16 protein-coding genes are annotated in these 16,584 nt (G+C 71.4%); 3 read left to right on the top strand and 13 right to left on the bottom strand.

The genetic code is table 11. The features are described 5' to 3' along the window. The 4 genes from CCS38_RS07635 to rimP all read right to left on the bottom strand — a co-directional run. Positions 1-301: translation initiation factor IF-2 N-terminal domain-containing protein (locus CCS38_RS07635; protein WP_223732429.1), on the bottom strand; the 301-nt coding region annotated here is incomplete at its 3' end. A 149-nt stretch (positions 302-450) separates the two neighbouring features. Continuing rightward, the gene (locus tag CCS38_RS07640; RefSeq protein ID WP_223732430.1) at positions 451-729 is read right to left on the bottom strand and encodes a YlxR family protein; all 279 of its coding nucleotides are present in this window, start codon (positions 727-729) and stop codon (positions 451-453) included. 153 nt (positions 730-882) lie between these two features. Next, on the bottom strand, positions 883-1,875 hold the full coding sequence (gene nusA / locus CCS38_RS07645) for a transcription termination factor NusA (protein WP_030266413.1): 993 nt from the start codon (positions 1,873-1,875) through the stop codon (positions 883-885). A 2-nt stretch (positions 1,876-1,877) separates the two neighbouring features. Continuing rightward, positions 1,878-2,417: a ribosome maturation factor RimP gene (rimP, locus tag CCS38_RS07650; RefSeq protein WP_030266417.1), complete on the bottom strand. Its 540-nt coding sequence runs from the start codon at positions 2,415-2,417 to the stop codon at positions 1,878-1,880. 160 nt (positions 2,418-2,577) lie between these two features. Between rimP and CCS38_RS07655 the strand changes: the two genes are divergently transcribed. The 3 genes from CCS38_RS07655 to CCS38_RS07665 all read left to right on the top strand — a co-directional run bounded on the left by CCS38_RS07655 (position 2,578) and on the right by CCS38_RS07665 (position 4,651). Next, the gene (locus CCS38_RS07655) at positions 2,578-3,159 is read left to right on the top strand and encodes a hypothetical protein (RefSeq protein ID WP_223732431.1); all 582 of its coding nucleotides are present in this window, start codon (positions 2,578-2,580) and stop codon (positions 3,157-3,159) included. Next, positions 3,159-3,656 (top strand): ferritin-like domain-containing protein, encoded by a 498-nt coding sequence (locus tag CCS38_RS07660; RefSeq protein ID WP_223732432.1) that lies wholly within the window; start codon positions 3,159-3,161, stop codon positions 3,654-3,656. The genes CCS38_RS07655 and CCS38_RS07660 overlap by 1 nt, the downstream gene beginning before the upstream one ends. 80 nt (positions 3,657-3,736) lie before the next feature. After that, complete coding sequence (locus CCS38_RS07665; protein ID WP_223732433.1) at positions 3,737-4,651, top strand: aminoglycoside phosphotransferase family protein; 915 nt, start codon at positions 3,737-3,739, stop codon at positions 4,649-4,651. Positions 4,652-4,766: 115 nt separating this feature from the next. Here CCS38_RS07665 and CCS38_RS07670 read toward each other — a convergent pair whose 3' ends face one another. The 9 genes from CCS38_RS07670 to CCS38_RS07710 all read right to left on the bottom strand — a co-directional run bounded on the left by CCS38_RS07670 (position 4,767) and on the right by CCS38_RS07710 (position 16,325). After that, the gene (locus tag CCS38_RS07670; protein ID WP_223732434.1) at positions 4,767-6,467 is read right to left on the bottom strand and encodes a proline--tRNA ligase; all 1,701 of its coding nucleotides are present in this window, start codon (positions 6,465-6,467) and stop codon (positions 4,767-4,769) included. Between the two features lie 208 nt (positions 6,468-6,675). Then, positions 6,676-7,209: a GNAT family N-acetyltransferase gene (locus tag CCS38_RS07675; protein WP_223732435.1), complete on the bottom strand. Its 534-nt coding sequence runs from the start codon at positions 7,207-7,209 to the stop codon at positions 6,676-6,678. A 108-nt stretch (positions 7,210-7,317) separates the two neighbouring features. Continuing rightward, positions 7,318-8,160, bottom strand: a complete 843-nt coding sequence (locus CCS38_RS07680; protein ID WP_223732436.1) for a GNAT family N-acetyltransferase — start codon at positions 8,158-8,160, stop codon at positions 7,318-7,320. Between the two features lie 142 nt (positions 8,161-8,302). Further along, entirely contained in the window at positions 8,303-9,460 is a 1,158-nt protein-coding gene (gene ispG / locus CCS38_RS07685; protein WP_223732437.1) for a flavodoxin-dependent (E)-4-hydroxy-3-methylbut-2-enyl-diphosphate synthase, read from the bottom strand. 174 nt (positions 9,461-9,634) lie between these two features. Continuing rightward, on the bottom strand, positions 9,635-10,939 hold the full coding sequence (locus tag CCS38_RS07690; protein WP_223732438.1) for a M50 family metallopeptidase: 1,305 nt from the start codon (positions 10,937-10,939) through the stop codon (positions 9,635-9,637). Beyond that, positions 10,936-12,201 (bottom strand): 1-deoxy-D-xylulose-5-phosphate reductoisomerase, encoded by a 1,266-nt coding sequence (dxr, locus tag CCS38_RS07695; RefSeq protein WP_223732439.1) that lies wholly within the window; start codon positions 12,199-12,201, stop codon positions 10,936-10,938. The genes CCS38_RS07690 and dxr overlap by 4 nt, the downstream gene beginning before the upstream one ends. 196 nt (positions 12,202-12,397) lie before the next feature. Continuing rightward, a complete protein-coding gene (locus CCS38_RS07700; RefSeq protein ID WP_223732440.1) occupies positions 12,398-14,320 on the bottom strand; it encodes an acyl-CoA dehydrogenase family protein in 1,923 nt (640 codons plus the stop codon). A 194-nt stretch (positions 14,321-14,514) separates the two neighbouring features. Then, positions 14,515-14,688 (bottom strand): 50S ribosomal protein L32, encoded by a 174-nt coding sequence (gene rpmF, locus CCS38_RS07705; RefSeq protein ID WP_223732441.1) that lies wholly within the window; start codon positions 14,686-14,688, stop codon positions 14,515-14,517. Positions 14,689-14,864: 176 nt separating this feature from the next. Next, on the bottom strand, positions 14,865-16,325 hold the full coding sequence (locus CCS38_RS07710) for an aldehyde dehydrogenase family protein (RefSeq protein ID WP_223732442.1): 1,461 nt from the start codon (positions 16,323-16,325) through the stop codon (positions 14,865-14,867). Positions 16,326-16,584: the final 259 nt, after the last annotated feature.

Here is a 16,584-nt window from a genome sequence, read left to right on the forward strand (position 1 = left end):
CCGGAGCCGCGGGGCCCGGCTTGGGGGCACCCGGCTTCGGAGCAGCAGGACGGGCCGCCTGCGCCGGGGAGGGCGCGGACGGCTTGGCGGGCGCAGACTTGCGCGGCGCCGAGGGCTTGCCGGCGGCACGGCCGTTGCCGTTGCCTGCCTGGAAAGCGTCGGTCAGCTTTCGAACAACCGGCGCCTCGATCGTCGAGGACGCCGAACGGACGAATTCACCAAGTTCTTGGAGCTTGGCCATGACGACCTTGCTCTCAACACCGAACTCCTTGGCGAGTTCGTATACCCGGACCTTAGCCACTTCGCTCCTTCTAGGTCCGGGTTGTCCACCGGACCGTCGCTACTTCATGGGCGTACTCATCGCGTACTCATCGAGTGCTCATCGCAATCTCGACCTACTTCCGACTCGCGAGGTACCTGACCGCACGGTTTTCCGTGCGACGTGCTGTCTTACGGTGTTGCCTGCTCGACGTACTGGCGCAAGGCCGTGGTGTCGAGCGGTCCCGGTCCTCTGAAGGCCCTGGGGAACGCCCGGCGGCGGACCGCCAGGTCGAAACAGACCAGTGTGGGGTGCACGTAAGCACCCCGGCCGGGCAGCGTACCGCGAGGATCGGGGGTGCACTCACCATCGATCATCACGATGCGCAGCAAATCGCCCTTGGCCGCTCGCTCCCGGCATCCCACACAGGATCGCTCAGGGCATGCGCGGGCATGCGTCCGGCCAGACACTGCTTAAGTCTACCTCCCCGTAGCGGCCTCACCCCTATGGGGTAAGGACCGAACGGCTGCTCATATTCCTACGTGGCTGACAATCGACGGTGGCCGACAACCGGCTGCAGTCGGGAAGTGACGCCGGCGGCACCCGGCCGCCGGCGTCGAACGTCAGTCCCGCGGGTCCGGGGCCTCGGTGTCCGGACGGATGTCGATGCGCCAGCCGGTGAGCCGGGCGGCGAGCCGGGCATTCTGCCCTTCCTTGCCGATGGCCAGTGACAGCTGGTAATCGGGGACGGTGACCCGCGCGGAACGCGCGGCCAGGTCCACGATCTCGACCTTGGAGACTCGGGCCGGCGACAGCGCGTGCGCCACCAGGTCGGCCGGGTCGTCCGACCAGTCCACGATGTCGATCTTCTCGCCGTTCAGCTCGGCCATGACGTTGCGGACGCGGCCGCCCATCGGACCGATGCAGGCACCCTTGGCATTCAGCCCCGAGCGGGTCGAACGCACCGCGATCTTCGTACGGTGACCGGCCTCGCGGGCGATGGCGGAGATCTCCACCGAGCCGTCCGCGATCTCCGGGACCTCCAGCGCGAAGAGCTTCTTCACCAGGTTCGGGTGGGTGCGCGAAAGGGTGACCGACGGGCCGCGGACGCCCTTGACGACGCGGACGACGTACGAACGCAGCCGCGTGCCGTGCTTGTAGTCCTCGCCGGGGACCTGCTCCTGCACCGGCAGGATGGCCTCCAGCTTGCCGATGTCGACCAGGACGTTCTTGGGGTCCTTGCCCTGCTGGACCACGCCGGTGACGACGTCGCCCTCGCGCCCGGCGTACTCGCCGAAGGTCACATCCTCCTCGGCGTCCCGCAGCCGCTGCAGGATGACCTGCTTGGCGGTGGTCGCCGCGATCCGGCCGAAACCCGACGGTGTGTCGTCGAACTCGCGGGCCTCCTGGCCCTCCTCGAGGTCGGCCGGGTCCTCCTTCGCCCACACGGTCACATGGCCCGTGTTGCGGTCCAGCTGCACGCGCGCGTGCCGGCGGCTGCCCTCGGTGCGGTGGTACGCGATGAGGAGGGCCGACTCGATGGCCTCCACCAGCAGGTCGAAGGAGATTTCCTTCTCCCGCACCAAACCCCGCAGGGCGCTCATGTCGATGTCCACGGCTACGCCTCCTCCTGGCTCTCGTCGTTGGTGTCGCCCGCGGCGGGAGCCGGAGCGGTCTTGCGGTTGAACTCGATCTCCACGCGCGCCTTGGCGATTTCGCTGAAGGCGACCCGGCGGGCGGTGGGCTTGCGCCCCTTCACGCCCGGCACTTCGAGATCCAGGCCCTCGTCGTCCACGGCGATGATCCGCGCGACCAGTTCCCCGGCCCCCGCCTCGTCGGTCAGCTGGGCCTTGATCAGGCGGCCGGTGGCGCGGCGGTAGTGCCGCGGCTCGGTGAGCGGGCGGTCGGCGCCGGGAGAGGTGACTTCCAGGGTGTACGCGACGTCACCCATGGCATCCGCGTCGTCCAGGGCCTGCGAGATCTCGCGGCTGAGTGCGGCGCACTCGTCCAGCTGGACGCCGTCGTCGGAGTCGACCACGATCCTCAGCACACGCCGCTTGCCTGCGGGGGTCACCTCGATCTCTTCCAGATCCAGGTCTCGCGCGGCGACCAGCGGTTCAAGCAGTCCGCGCAGCCTCTCGCTCTGGGTGGTGCTCATCCGGGTGACTCCTCGGCCGCGTGTGCTGTTGTGGGATGGTCGCGTGTCTGGCCAAAGCCTATCTGTTCCGGCGGGGTACTGACGATTCCGTCGGCAGCCACGGTTACGCTCGCCTGCGGTGATCACCAGATCACCGCCCGCAGACCCCGGGAAGAGGACCGTGCCGCAGCCGAGTACGCACCCGAGTACGCACCTGAGGAGAAGGACCCTGCTGGCAGGCGCCGCGCTCGGCAGCGCGGCGCTGCTCACGGCCTGCTCCGAGCAGTCCCCCGCGTCCGACGACATGGACAGCGCGGCCGGACGGTCCCTGCTCGAAAAGGGCTCACGGGACAGCGGCACGCTGCTGGCACGGTACGACGCGACACTGACCGCCCACCCGACGCTGGAGAAGCGGGTGCGCCCGCTGCGGGACCAAGTCGCCGCGCACATTGCGGCGTTCGACGCGCCGGAGGCCACCGGCACCCCGTCCGGCACACCCTCCGCGACCGCGTCGCCGTCCCGTGCGCCCGGGAAGCAGCCGCGCGCCCCGAAGGTGCCGGGCAGCGCGCGGCAGGCACTCGCCGCGCTGGCCGACGCCGAACGGGAGGTGGCCGACCGGCGCACCGCGGCCCTGGTCGGCGCCCCGCCGGAGGTCGCCCGGCTGCTCGCCTCGGTCGCCGCGTCCGGCGCCGCGCACGCCTACGTACTCGACTCGCACGGCAAGGACGGCGGGACGGACGAGAAGGACGGGAGGAACGCCTGATGCCGGCGGAAAAGCAGGAGAACACCGAGCGGGCGGCCGAGCTGAAGGCCCTGCAGAACGCGCTGGCCGCCGAGCACGCCGCGCTCTACGGCTACGGCGTGGTGGGCGCGCGCGTCGACGACGGACGGCGCAAGGAAGCGCAGGACGGGTACGACGCCCACCGTGCGCGCCGGGACGAGCTGAGCCGCCGGGTGCGTGCGCTCGGCGGCAGGCCGAAGGCCGCGGCGGCGGCATACGCACTGCCCTTTCCCGTGCCCGACGCGGCCGCTGCCGTGCGGCTCGCGGCCGAACTGGAGGACCGGGTGGCCGGAGCGTACGCCGACCTCGTACGCGCCTCTACGGGTGCCCGGCGGCGCACGGCGGCCGGATCGCTCCGGGAGGCAGCGGTGCGTGCGGTGCGCTGGCGCGGCAGCGGCGTAGCCTTCCCTGGGCTCGCCGAACGGACCACGGCCGGCGGCCCGTCGCCCACCGCGACCGGATCCGCCGACGCGCTCTGAGCGCACGGCGGCCACCGGCCCGGAGAGCCGCAGGCCCCGCCGGCCACCCCGGCACCGCCGACGAAAGGGACAGCTCCAGCATGGCAACGGCACCCATCGAACCGCCGAGACGATTGGTGCGCGCGATCGGCGACGACCCCGCGAGCCCCGCGCGCGCCTGGCTGGACACACTGCCGGACCGTGTGGCGGAGCGGCTGGCGGCCTGGGAACTCACCCTGGAACGGGTGCACGAGCCCGGCGGCCGCGCCAGCCTCCTCGTCCTGGTCACACAGGCGGACGGCACGCCGGCCGCGCTGAAGTTCCCGCTCCCCGGGCAGCCGGGCGCGGAGGCCGAGGCGGCGGCGCTGACGCGCTGGGACGGCTGGGGCGCGGTACGGCTGCTGCGCGCCGACCCGGACAGCGGCGCGCTCCTCCTGGAGCGCCTGCGCGGCGCGGTGTCGCTGCGCTCGCTCCCCGAGGCGAAGGCGCTGCTGGAGGCGGCGGGCACGGTCCGCCGGCTCTGGGTCTCTCCCCCGGAGCAGCACCCCTTCGAGACGCTGGCCGCCCGCACGGAGGCCGACGTGGCGGCGCTGCGGGCCGGGGCCACGGCGGCCCCCTCGGCCGCCCCGCTGATCGACGAGGCCACAGAACTGCGCCGCGCGCTGCCGGCCGACGCACCCGAAGAAGTGCTCCTGCACGGCGCGTTCCGCCAGGGCAAGGTACTGGCCGGCCACCGCACGCCGTGGCTCGCGGTCGGACCGCGGCCGGTCATCGGCGAACGCGCGTACGACCTCGTCGGGCTGGTCCTGGACCGCATGGAAGACCTGGCGGCCGGCACGGGTGCCGCGGCGGCGGCGCGGCGCCGGGTCGCCAAGCTGGCCGACTCCGTCGACGTCGACCGCGACCGGCTGCGCGGCTGGACGCTGGTCGGTGCGGTGGAGTCGGGCCTCCAGGCCCTGACAGCCGGGGACCGGGCCCGGGGAGAACTGCTGCTGGAGTTCGCGACCTGGCTGTAGAGCCAGAACAAGCCCGTCCGGCGATTGAGGACGAGCGGCCGCCAGGCCGTGATACGCGGGGCGAGGGGGCGAACCCGCACCTCACGGCACGGACCCGCCCCCTCGGAAAGTCGCGCTACGCGCTCAGGCGCGCCACGGCCTCCTCGACCGTCACTTCCTCGCGCTCGCCCGTCCGCCGGTCCTTGACCTCGACGACGCCCTCGGCCGCGCGGCGGCCGGCGACGACGATCGTCGGGACGCCGAGCAGCTCCGCGTCGGTGAACTTCACGCCCGGGGAGACCCCGGCCCGGTCGTCGACCAGCACGCGCAGCCCCGCCGCGCCCAGCTTCTCGCCGACCTCCAGCGCCAGCTCCGTCTGCTTGGCCTTGCCCGCCGCGACGACGTGCACGTCCGCCGGGGCGACCTCACGGGGCCAGCACAGGCCGGACTCGTCGTGGGTCTGCTCGGCGAGCGCCGCCACCGCGCGGGAGACGCCGATGCCGTACGAGCCCATCGTGACCCGGACCGGCTTGCCGTTCTGGCCGAGCACGTCCAGCTCGAACGCGTCGGCGTACTTGCGGCCCAGCTGGAAGATGTGGCCGATCTCGATGGCCCGGTCGATGACCAGCCCGGCGCCGCACTTGGGGCAGGGGTCGCCCGGCTCGACGACGACCACGTCGAGGTAGTCGTCGACCTCGAAGTCGCGGCCCACGACGACGTTGCGGGCGTGCTTGCCCTCCTTGTTGGCACCGGTGACCCAGGAGGTGCCGGGCGCGACGCGCGGGTCGGCGATGTACTTGAACACCTTGCCGGCCAGGCCCTGCGGGCCGATGTAGCCGCGGACCAGGTCCTCGCGGCCGACGAAGTCCTCGGCGGTGACGACCTCGACGACGGCCGGGGCGAGGGCCTCGCCCAGCTTGCCCATGTCGACCTCGCGGTCACCCGGGACGCCGACGGCCACGATCTCGCCGTCGACCTTCACGAGCAGGTTCTTGAGCGTCGCGGAGGCTGGTACGCCCAGGTACTCGGCCAGCGTCTCGATGGTCGGGGTGTCGGGAGTGTCCAGCTCCTCGATCTCGCCGACGCCGGACGCGTCCACCGGCGCGACCTTCACGGTCACGGCCTCGGTGTTCGCCGCGTAGTCGCACTGCGGGCAGTCGACGAAGGTGTCCTCACCGGCCGCCGCGGGGGCGAGGAACTCCTCGGACGCGGAGCCGCCCATCGCGCCGGAGACGGCCGAGACGATGCGGTAGTCCAGGCCGAGGCGCTGGAAGATCTTCTGGTACGCCGCGCGGTGCAGCGCGTACGACTCGGCCAGGCCCTCGTCGGTGGTGTCGAAGCTGTACGAGTCCTTCATCTGGAACTCGCGGCCGCGCAGCACGCCCGAGCGGGGCCGCGCCTCGTCCCGGTACTTCGTCTGGATCTGGTACAGCATGACCGGCAGGTCCTTGTAGGACGTGCACTGGTCCTTGACCGTGAGGGTGAAGATCTCCTCGTGGGTGGGGCCGAGGAGGTAGTCGGCGCCCTTGCGGTCCTGCAGACGGAAGAGCAGGTCGCCGTACTCCTCCCAGCGGTTGCTCGCCTCGTACGGCTCCTTGGGGAGCAGCGCGGGGAGCAGGACCTCCTGGGCGCCGATGGCGTCCATCTCCTCGCGCACCACGCGCGAGACGTTCTCCAGCACCTTCTTGCCCAGCGGCAGCCAGGTCCAGATGCCGGCGGAGGTGCGGCGGACGTACCCGGCGCGGACGAGCAGCTTGTGGCTGGCGGTCTCGGCGTCGGCCGGGTCGTCGCGCAGCGTCTTGATCATCAATCGGGACATGCGCTGGACCTGGGCCATGGTGATTCTCCTGCGTAAGAAAGGGTTCTGGAGCGAGGTTATCGGGCGGGGCATCGCGCACGGAAATGCGTATCGCGCGCTTGTGACGCACCGTAGTCGGGTAACCCCCTGCCAGGGGGCCCGGGGCGTTCGAATTGCCCCGCAGGCGCGCCCCGTAGGCGCGCCCCGTAAGCGCGTCTCGTAAGCGCGCCCCCGTGAGCGCGCCTCGTCAGCGGGCCAGTGGCAGCGGCGCGCCCATCACCGCATACGGCGCGGGCGCGCTCGGGAAGATCACGCGGCGGGCGAGGTCCTGGTAGCCGAGCGAGCGGTACAGCGCGCGGGCCGGACTCTCGGTGTCGATGGCCGAGAGGATGCTGCGCGGGTACGGCGCCTCGTCGGTGATGCGGGTGATCAGCGCCCGCCCGATGCCGCGCTTCTGGTACGCGGGGTGGACGTGCAGCTCGGTGATGACGAAGGAGTCGTCGAGCCAGAAGTCCTGGCCGGTGCTACGCAGATACGGCTCGACAACGCTGGACCACCAGTGGGAGCGGTCGTTGGGCAGGCCGTACACGAAGCCGGCCAGCCGCCCCTCGGGCGTGGTGGCGCCCAGGGCGCGGGCCCCGGGGGTGGTGAGGTGGCGCAGCACGATGTGGCGCCGTACGCCGATCTCGTCGTCGGTCAGGCCGAAGGCGAGTGCCTGTACGGCCAGCGCTTCGTCCACGCGGGCAGCGAGGTCGAGCGGACCGACCACGACGTCATCCATGGTCGGGAGCGTACACAGCGCGGGCGGTGAACACGATCGGTCCGGACAGTGCGGCCGGGAGCCGGCCGGCGGCCGGAACGTTACGGCGTCGTTGACCGGCGGCTCCGGTCAGAACAGCACGCTCATGAACGCGCCGACCTCTTCGAAGCCGACCCGGCGGTAGGCGGCCCGCGCCGCGGTGTTGAAGTCGTTGACGTACAGGCTCACGATGGGCGCGACGTCGGCGAGGGCGTAGCGCAGTACGGCCGCCATGCCGGTCTCGGAGAGGCCCTTGCCGCGGTACTCGGGCGCGACCCAGACGCCCTGGATCTGGCAGGCGCGCAGCGTGGCGGCGCCGATTTCGGCCTTGAAGACGACGCGGCCGTTCTCCACCCGGGCGAACGAGCGGCCCGCGCCGACCAGCTCGGCGACCCGGGCCTGGTAGAGCAGCCCGCCGTCGCCGGCCAGCGGCGAGATGCCGACCTCCTCGGTGAACATGGCCACGCACGCGGGCATGATCAGGTCCATCTCGTCCTTGCGGATGCGCCGGACGTACGGGTCGGGGGCGACGTCCGCTGCGGGCCGTGTGGTGACCATCAGCGGCTGGTGCGCGCGGACCTCGCGGGCGGGGCCCCAGGCGGGCTCCAGCAGCGACCACAGCTCGGCGGTGGGGGCCGCGGGGCCGACGATGGAGGAGCAGCGGCGGCCCTGGCGACGGGCGCGCTCGGCGAAGGCGCGGACGGCGTCGGGAGTGGCGCAGACGGGGACGAGGTTGGCTCCCGCGTAGCAGAGGGATTCCAGCCGGCCGTTCTCGTACCAGCCCCACATCTCGCCGCCGAGCCGCCAGGGGTCGAGCCCGGCGACCTGTACCCGGGCGGCGACGAAGGCGTTGGCGACCGGGTCGCGGTCGAGGACCGCGAGGGCGTCGTCGAGCTCCCCGGGCTCGAGGACCTTGGTGGTGGTCGTCAGCACGTGTCGGATTGCCTCACCGTGACGGGGCCGGGGCCGTAAGAGAGCAGGTCCAGGCACGATACCTCGCGTTCACGCGATGCGCCCCCCGCCCGGCTCGGAGAGCGGGGCGAGGGGCGCGTCGAGGTCTGCTGCGCGCGGGATATCAGCCGGCGACGGCCACCGAAGGCTCGCCCGACTCCACCCCGTCCTTCTCCATCTGCTCAGCGATCTTCATGGCTTCCTCGATGAGGGTCTCCACGATCTTCGACTCCGGGACGGTCTTGATGACCTCGCCCTTCACGAAGATCTGCCCCTTGCCGTTGCCGGAGGCGACACCCAGGTCGGCCTCACGGGCCTCACCGGGGCCGTTGACCACACAGCCCATGACCGCGACGCGGAGCGGCACCTCCATGCCGTCCAGCCCGGCGGTGACCTCCTCGGCCAGCTTGTACACATCCACCTGCGCCCGCCCGCAGGACGGGCAGGAGACGATCTCCAGGCGGCGCTGGCGCAGGTTCAGCGACTCCAGGATGGAGATACCCACCTTGATCTCCTCCGCCGGCGGGGCCGACAGCGAGACGCGGATGGTGTCGCCGATGCCCTCCGACAGCAGCGCGCCGAAGGCCACGGCGGACTTGATGGTGCCCTGGAAGGCCGGGCCCGCCTCGGTCACACCCAGGTGCAGCGGGTAGTCGCACTGCGCGGCCAGCTGCCGGTAGGCGTTGACCATCACGACCGGGTCGTTGTGCTTGACGGAGATCTTGATGTCGCGGAAGCCGTGCTCCTCGAAGAGGCTCGCCTCCCACAGCGCGGATTCCACCAGCGCCTCGGGCGTGGCCTTGCCGTACTTCTGCAGCAGGCGGCGGTCCAGCGAGCCCGCGTTCACGCCGATGCGGATCGGAGTGCCGGCGTCGTTGGCCGCCTTGGCGATCTCCTTGACCTTGTCGTCGAACTGCTTGATGTTGCCGGGGTTCACCCGCACCGCCGCACAGCCCGCGTCGATCGCCGCGAACACGTACTTCGGCTGAAAGTGAATGTCGGCGATCACCGGGATCCCCGACTTCTTCGCGATCACCGGCAGCGCGTCCGCGTCGTCCTGCGTCGGGCAGGCCACGCGCACGATCTGGCAGCCCGAGGCCGTCAGCTCCGCGATCTGCTGCAGCGTCGCACCGATGTCCGCCGTACGCGTCGTCGTCATCGACTGTACGGAGACGGGCGCGTCCCCGCCCACGGCCACCGGCCCGACGTGGATCTTGCGGCTGACGCGGCGGTCGGCGAGCTTGGTCGGAACGTCCGGCATTCCCAGCGCAATGGCAGTCATCTGACGAGCAACCCCAAGGTGTGATTCAGGACCCGAGATCGGCGGGCTCCGTGGCCGAGGTTACGTCACAGGGGTTGCCGTAGGCACATCGCGCCGGTCTACACCGCCCGAAAGGACGGTTGCCGGACACCCGTGCGCCTCCGCACGAGTGCCCGGCAGTCCGGAACCGGCCGGCTAGCCGGTCAGCCGTACCGGGTTGACCACGTCCGCGACCAGCACCAGCAGCGTGAAGCAGATGAAGATGCCGGCGACGACGTAGGCGACGGGCATGAGCTTCGCCACGTCGAAGGGGCCGGGGTCGGGGCGCCGGAAGACCTTGGCGAAGGCCCGGCGCAGCGACTCCCACAGGGCGCCCGCGATGTGCCCGCCATCCAGCGGCAGCAGCGGCAGCATGTTGAACAGGAAGAGCGAGAGGTTGAACCCCGCGACCAGGAAGAGCATGGTCGCCACCCGCTGGGAGGGCGGGATGTCCAGGGCGAAGACCTCGCCCCCGACGCGGGCGGCGCCGACCACGCCCATCGGGGAGTCCTGCTTGCGCTCGCCGCCGTTGAACGCGGCGTTCCACAGGTCGGGGACCTTGCCGGGCAGCGCGATCAGCGAGTCGACGCCCTGCTTGACCATGTTGCCCATGCGGTCGACGGACTGGCCGAAGTCCTGCCGGACGATGCCGCTGGCGGGGGTGAAGCCGAGGAAGCCGGCGGTGACGTACTGGTCGGCGACGTAGCCGCCGTGGCCGTCGGTCCTGGCGACCTTGTTCTTGATCAGGTCGGCGTGCAGCACCTTCCGCGCACCGTCCCGCTCGACGGTGATCGTCGCGGGACCCGTGGTGTCGCGAATGGCCTGCTGGAGCGCGTTCCAGTCGGCCATCGGCCGCCCGTCGAACGCGACGATCTTGTCCCCGGCGCGCAGTCCCGCCGCCTTGGCCGGGGAGTCCTTGGCGTCGGACGGGCACTTGTCGGTCTTGGCGGAGGCGGCGATGACGCAGTCCGAGACCGAGCCGACCTGGGTGGTCTGGGTGTTGATGCCGAAGCCCATCAGGACGCTCATGAAGATCACGACCGCGAGGATCAGGTTCATGAACGGCCCGGCGAACATCACGATGACGCGCTTCCAGGGCTTACGGGTGTAGAACAGCCGCTTCTCGTCCCCCGGCTGCAGCTCCTCGAAGGCGGCCGAGCGGGCGTCCTCGATCATGCCGCGCCAGGGCGAGGTGGAGCGGGACGCGAGCTTCCCGTCGTCGCCGGGCGGGAACATCCCGATCATGCGGATGTAGCCGCCGGCCGGGATGGCCTTGATGCCGTACTCGGTGTCGCCCTTCTTGCGGGAGAAGAGCGTCGGTCCGAACCCGACCATGTACTGCGGCACGCGGATGCCGAACATCTTCGCGGTCGAGAGGTGCCCCAGCTCGTGCCAGGCGATCGAGAAGAGCAGGCCGACGACGAAGACGACGATGCCGAGGATGGTCATCCAGGTCGTCATGCGCGGGCCTCCGATGGTGTACGTGCCGCACGGGCGGCCAGTTCGCGGGCGCGGGCGCGCGCCCAGGTCTCCGCTTCCAGTACGTCCGAGAGGGTGAGCGACGTTCCCGGCGCGGGCGTGCCGTGCTCGGCGACGACTTCGGCGACCGTATCGACAATTCCTGTGAACGGCAGCCCGCCCTTCAAGAATGCGTCGACGCACTCCTCGTTGGCGGCGTTGAAGACGGCGGGGGCCGTGCCGCCGAGCGCGCCGACGTGGCAGGCGAGCGGTACGGAGGGGAAGGCGTCCTGGTCCAGCGGGAAGAACTCCCAGGTGTGGGCCTTCGTCCAGTCGATGCCGGGCGCGGCGTCCGGCACCCGGTCGGGCCAGCCGAGTCCCAGCGCGATCGGCATCCGCATGTCGGGCGGGCTGGCCTGGGCGAGGGTGGAGCCGTCGGTGAACTCCACCATGGAGTGGATGTAGGACTGCGGGTGGACCACGACCTCGATGTGCTCGAAGGGCACGTCGTACAGCAGGTGTGCCTCGATGACCTCCAGGCCCTTGTTGACCAGGGTCGCGGAGTTGATCGTGATGACCGGGCCCATCGCCCAGGTGGGGTGTGCGAGCGCCTGCTCGGGCGTGACGGCGGCCAGCTCGGCCTTGCTGCGGCCGCGGAACGGGCCGCCGGAGGCGGTGACGACGAGCTTGCGCACCTCGTCGCGGCGGCCGCCCATCAGGCCCTGGAAGAGCGCGGAGTGCTCGGAGTCGACGGGGACGATCTGGCCGGGCTTCGCGAGCGCCTTGACCAGCGGGCCGCCCACGATCAGCGACTCCTTGTTGGCGAGCGCGAGGGAGGCGCCGCTCTCCAGGGCCGCGAGGGTGGGCGCGAGGCCGATGGAGCCGGTGATGCCGTTCAGTACGGTGTGGCACTTGGTGGCGGCGAGCCGGGTGGCGGCGTCGGGGCCGGCGAGGATCTCCGGCTGCGGCTCGCCCGGTCCGTACTGTGCCGACAGCGCCTCGCGCAGCGCGGGCACCACGTCCTCGCGGGCCACCGCGACCGTGCCGACGCGCAGCTGCCGCGCCTGCTCGGCGAGGAGCGCGACCCGGCCGCCGGCGGCGGAGAGGCCGGTGACGCGGAAGCGGTCCGGGTTGCGCAGGACGAGATCGATCGCCTGGGTGCCGATGGAGCCGGTCGAGCCGAGGATCACGATGTCACGTGGCTCGCCGGGTGCGGTGGCCGGCGGGTCGAAACGCAGGTGCGGATGGGCGAGGGATTCCGTCATGGGCACCATTGTGGCCGGTCACGTCCGGAGTACGGACACCAGCTCGCGGGATATCCGGTCGGCCGGGCGCACCGGGCGGCGCACGGGCCGCGGGCGCGCCCAGTACGGGCCGGTACCCGCAAGCGCGAGTACCGGCCCGTCCCCCGTCCCGTCACCGGCGGCTCCGCCCGTCACCGGAGCCGCCGGTGCACGTTCCTCAGCTGCGGATCCGCCGGTGGACGTTCTCCCTCCGCGCGGGCCCCGGCGTCGCGTCGGCGATCCACGGACCGTCGCCGCTGGGGTCGATGACGCCTTCCTCCAGCCAGGTGTACGTGCCGGTCAGCACCCCGGCCACGACCTTGCGGTCCAGGTCGTCGGTGTTGGTCCACAGCCGTGCGAACAGCTCTTCGACCCGGACCCTGGCCTGCCGGCAGAACACCTCGGCGAGCTGGTGTGCCTCGCGGCCGTGTTCGCCGGTGGCCTTCAGGTGCTCGGCCCGTACGCACGCGGCGCTCATCGCGAACAGTTCGGCGCCGATGTCCACGATCCGCCCGAGGAAGCCCTGCTTGGTCTCCATCCGGCCCTGCCAGCGCGACATCGCGTAGAACGTGGCGCGCGCGAGCTTGCGGGCGCTGCGTTCGACGTACCGCAGGTGCGTGGCCAGCTCGCCGAACTCCGCGTACGCGCCGGGCACCTGGCCGGGCCCGGCGACCAGCTTGGGCAGCCAGCGGGCGTAGAAGCCGCCCGCCCGCGCCGCGGCCTTCCCCTTGTCGCCGAGGGACTTGTCGGGGTCGATGAGGTCACCGGCGACGGAGAGGTGGGCGTCCACCGCCTCGCGGGCGATGAGCAGGTGCATGATCTCCGTGGAGCCCTCGAAGATCCGGTTGATGCGCATGTCGCGCAGCACCTGCTCGGCGGGGACGGCCCGCTCGCCGCGGGCCGCGAGCGACTCCGCGGTCTCGAAGCCGCGGCCGCCGCGGATCTGGACCAGCTCGTCCGCCATCAGCCAGCCCATTTCCGAGCCGTACAGCTTGGCGAGGGCCGCTTCGATGCGGATGTCGTTGCGGTCCTCGTCGGCCATCTGCGAGGAGAGGTCGACGACGGCTTCCAGCGCGAAGGTGGTGGCGGCGATGAAGGAGATCTTGCCGCCGACCGCCTCGTGCTTGGCGACCGGCTTGCCCCACTGCTCGCGCGCGGCGGACCACTCGCGGGCGATCTTCAGGCACCACTTGCCGACGCCCACGCACATGGCGGGCAGCGACAGCCGTCCGGTGTTGAGCGTGGTCAGCGCGATCTTCAGGCCCGCGCCCTCGGGTCCGATGCGGTTCGCAGCGGGCACCCGTACCTGGTGGAAGCGGGTGACGCCGTTCTCTATGCCGCGCAGCCCCATGAAGGCGTTGCGGTTCTCCACCGTGATGCCGTCCGAGCCCGCCTCGACGACGAAGGCGGTGATGCCGCCCTTGTGCCCCTCGGACTTCGGTACGCGGGCCATCACGACGAGCAGGTCGGCGACGACGCCGTTGGTCGTCCACAGCTTGACGCCGTCCAGTACGTAGTCGTCCCCGTCCGGTACGGCCATGGTGGCCAGCCGGGCCGGGTCCGAACCTACGTCCGGTTCGGTGAGCAGGAACGCGGTGATGTCCGTACGGGCACAGCGCGGCAGGAACTGGTCCTTCTGCTCCTGTGTGCCGAACAGTTTCAGCGGCTGCGGTACGCCGATCGACTGGTGCGCGGAGAGCAGCGCCCCGATCGCGGGGCTGGCAGAACCGACCAGCGCCAGCGCCTTGTTGTAGTACACCTGGGTGAGGCCCAGGCCACCGTACTTGGTGTCGATCTTCATGCCGAACGCGCCGAGCTCCTTGAGACCGGCGATGGTCTCGTCGGGGATCTGCGCCTCGCGCTCGATGCGCGCACCGTCGATCTTCGTCTCGCAGAAGTCACGGAGCTTGGCGAGGAATTCCTCGCCGCGCTGGACCGCTTCCGCGGCAGGAGTGGGATGCGGGTGTATGAGGTCGAGCCGAAAACGCCCCAGGAACAGCTCCTTGGCGAAGCTGGGCTTGCGCCAGTCCTGTTCACGGGCCGCCTCGGCGACCTGCCGGGCTTCGCGTTCGGAGACGTTGCGGGTGGATGGAGCGGTCATGAGGAGGGTCACCTCGCCGCGGAGTCGGGTCATCCGTACCGGTCCGCCGGGCCGGCTACCGGTCAGTTGCCTGCCCGGATTGGCTACCGGTCAGTGCTACTTGTGAGTCTGTACCCGATCCGCGCGACTTGCACCAGCCTTCGCGCACACGGACGCAGGGCCGTGACCCCGGACCCGGCGCCCGGTCCCGGCCGTCAGCCCCGCGGCGGGTCGATCAGCCCGCGCTGGTACGCCTTCACGAGACGGCGCGGAACGGTGTACGTGCTGCCGTCGATGGTGATCGGCACCAGGTCCGGCTGCGCGGCCTTCCAGTTGGAGCGGCGGTGGCGGGTGTTGGAGCGGGACATCTTCCGCTTGGGGACGGCCATGGGGATCCTCCAGGTCGGCAGGGTTCGGTACGGCCGTCAGCTTACCTGAAAATGATTCCCATGTTTACGGCGGCTGTGCCGGCGGTCCCCGGTCCCGGAACACCGGAGGGCCGGGGCGCACCCGAATATGCGCCCCGGCCCTTGCTGTCCAGTTGTCCGGCCCCTGGCCGGAAGCGTCAGAGTTCCAGCCCGGTCATCACCATCACTCGCTCGTAGGTGTAGTCGTCCATCGCGTAGCGGACGCCCTCGCGGCCCACACCGGACTGCTTGGCGCCGCCGTACGGCATCTGGTCGGCGCGGTACGACGGCACGTCGCCGATGATCACGCCGCCCACCTCCAGCACCTTGTGGGCGCGGAAGGCGGTCTGCAGGTCGTGCGTGAACACGCCTGCCTGGAGGCCGTACTTGGAGCTGTTGACGGCGGCGAAGGCCGCGGCCTCGCCGTCCACCTTCTGCACCGACAGAACCGGGCCGAAGACCTCCTCGCACGCGAGGGTGGTGCCCTCGGGGAGGTCGGCCAGGACGGTCGGCGCGTACGTGGCGCCCTCGCGCTTGCCGCCGGCGAGCAGCTGGGCGCCGGCCTGCACGGCCTCGTCGACCCAGGACTCCACGCGCTTGGCGGCGTCCTCGCTGACCAGCGGGCCGACCTCGGTCGCGGGGTCCGTCGGGTCGCCGGTGACCTGCGCCTCGACGCGCTCGACGATCTTCGGCAGCAGCCGGTCGTACACGGACGCGTCGGCGATCACGCGCTGCACGGAGATGCAGGACTGGCCGCCCTGGTAGTTGGAGAAGGTGGCGATGCGCTGCGCCGCCCAGTCCAGGTCCGCTTCGGAGGCGTAGTCGGCGAGGATCACGGCCGCGCCGTTGCCGCCGAGCTCCAGGGTGCAGTGCTTGCGCGGCACCGAGTCCATGATCGCGTAACCGACCTTCTCGGAACCGGTGAAGGAGATCACCGGCAGCCGCTCGTCCTGGACCAGCGCGGGCATCCGGTCGTTCGGCACCGGGAGGATGCTCCAGGAGCCGGCCGGCAGGTCGGTCTCGGCCAGCAGCTCGCCGAGGATCAGGCCGGAGAGCGGGGTGGCCGGGGCGGGCTTGAGGATGATCGGCACGCCGGCCGCGATCGCCGGGGCGACCTTGTGGGCGCTGAGATTGAGCGGGAAGTTGAACGGCGCGATGCCGAGCACGGTGCCCTTGGGGACCCGGCGGATCAGCGCGAGACGGCCCGCGCCGCCGCCGTCGGTGTCCAGGCGCATGGCCTCGCCGGCGTTGAAGCGGCGGGCCTCCTCAGCGGCGAACCGGAAGACCGACACGGCGCGGCCGACCTCACCGCGCGCCCACTTGATCGGCTTGCCGTTCTCCGCGGAGATCAGCTGGGCGATCTCCTCCGTACGCTCCACCAGACGCTTGGTGACGTGGTCCAGCGCGGCGGCGCGCACGTGGGCGGGGGTGGCGGCGAACTCGGCCTGGACCGCGACGGACGCGGCCACGGCCTCCTCGACCTGCTCCTCGGTGGGCACGCTCACGGTGCCGACGGTGCGGCCGTCCCAGGGCGAGGTGACCTCGAAGGTCTCCGCGCCGGTGGCGGCTCGGCCGGCGAGCCAGAAAGCCGTGGTGGCTGCGTCATTACGGATCGGCACAGTGGATACCGGCCCTTCTCGGTGGCGTGGTGAGTGGCGTGCCGGTCGGTACGCGCGGCGGCTGCCTGCCGCGTCCGACCTCGGTCGCCCTTCCGGACGGGTCCACGGTAGGGCGGCACTCCCGGACCGGTGTTTGTCCGGGACGTACTACTACGGGAACGCGATCCGCCGGTTTGGCGAGTCCGGGGCCGGCCGGGCGGGTCCGAGGCCGCTCGGAGGTGTACGCGGGGCGGTCCGGTGGGGGCGCGGCCCGGCAGGG

Source organism: Streptomyces purpurogeneiscleroticus (assembly GCF_020024005.1).
GTDB classification, from domain to species: Bacteria; Actinomycetota; Actinomycetes; order Streptomycetales; family Streptomycetaceae; genus Streptomyces; species Streptomyces purpurogeneiscleroticus.

Excerpts from the sequence above, each read along its gene's own strand:
- rimP (WP_030266417.1), bottom strand. The coding sequence starts at position 2,417 with ATGAGCACCACCCAGAGCGAGAGGCTGCGCGGACTGCTTGAACCGCTG.
- CCS38_RS07660 (WP_223732432.1), top strand. The coding sequence starts at position 3,159 with ATGCCGGCGGAAAAGCAGGAGAACACCGAGCGGGCGGCCGAGCTGAAG.
- CCS38_RS07665 (WP_223732433.1), top strand. The coding sequence starts at position 3,737 with ATGGCAACGGCACCCATCGAACCGCCGAGACGATTGGTGCGCGCGATC.
- CCS38_RS07670 (WP_223732434.1), bottom strand. The coding sequence starts at position 6,467 with ATGGCCCAGGTCCAGCGCATGTCCCGATTGATGATCAAGACGCTGCGC.
- CCS38_RS07675 (WP_223732435.1), bottom strand. The coding sequence starts at position 7,209 with ATGGATGACGTCGTGGTCGGTCCGCTCGACCTCGCTGCCCGCGTGGAC.
- ispG (WP_223732437.1), bottom strand. The coding sequence starts at position 9,460 with ATGACTGCCATTGCGCTGGGAATGCCGGACGTTCCGACCAAGCTCGCC.
- CCS38_RS07690 (WP_223732438.1), bottom strand. The coding sequence starts at position 10,939 with ATGACGACCTGGATGACCATCCTCGGCATCGTCGTCTTCGTCGTCGGC.
- dxr (WP_223732439.1), bottom strand. The coding sequence starts at position 12,201 with ATGACGGAATCCCTCGCCCATCCGCACCTGCGTTTCGACCCGCCGGCC.
- CCS38_RS07700 (WP_223732440.1), bottom strand. The coding sequence starts at position 14,320 with ATGACCGCTCCATCCACCCGCAACGTCTCCGAACGCGAAGCCCGGCAG.
- rpmF (WP_223732441.1), bottom strand. The coding sequence starts at position 14,688 with ATGGCCGTCCCCAAGCGGAAGATGTCCCGCTCCAACACCCGCCACCGC.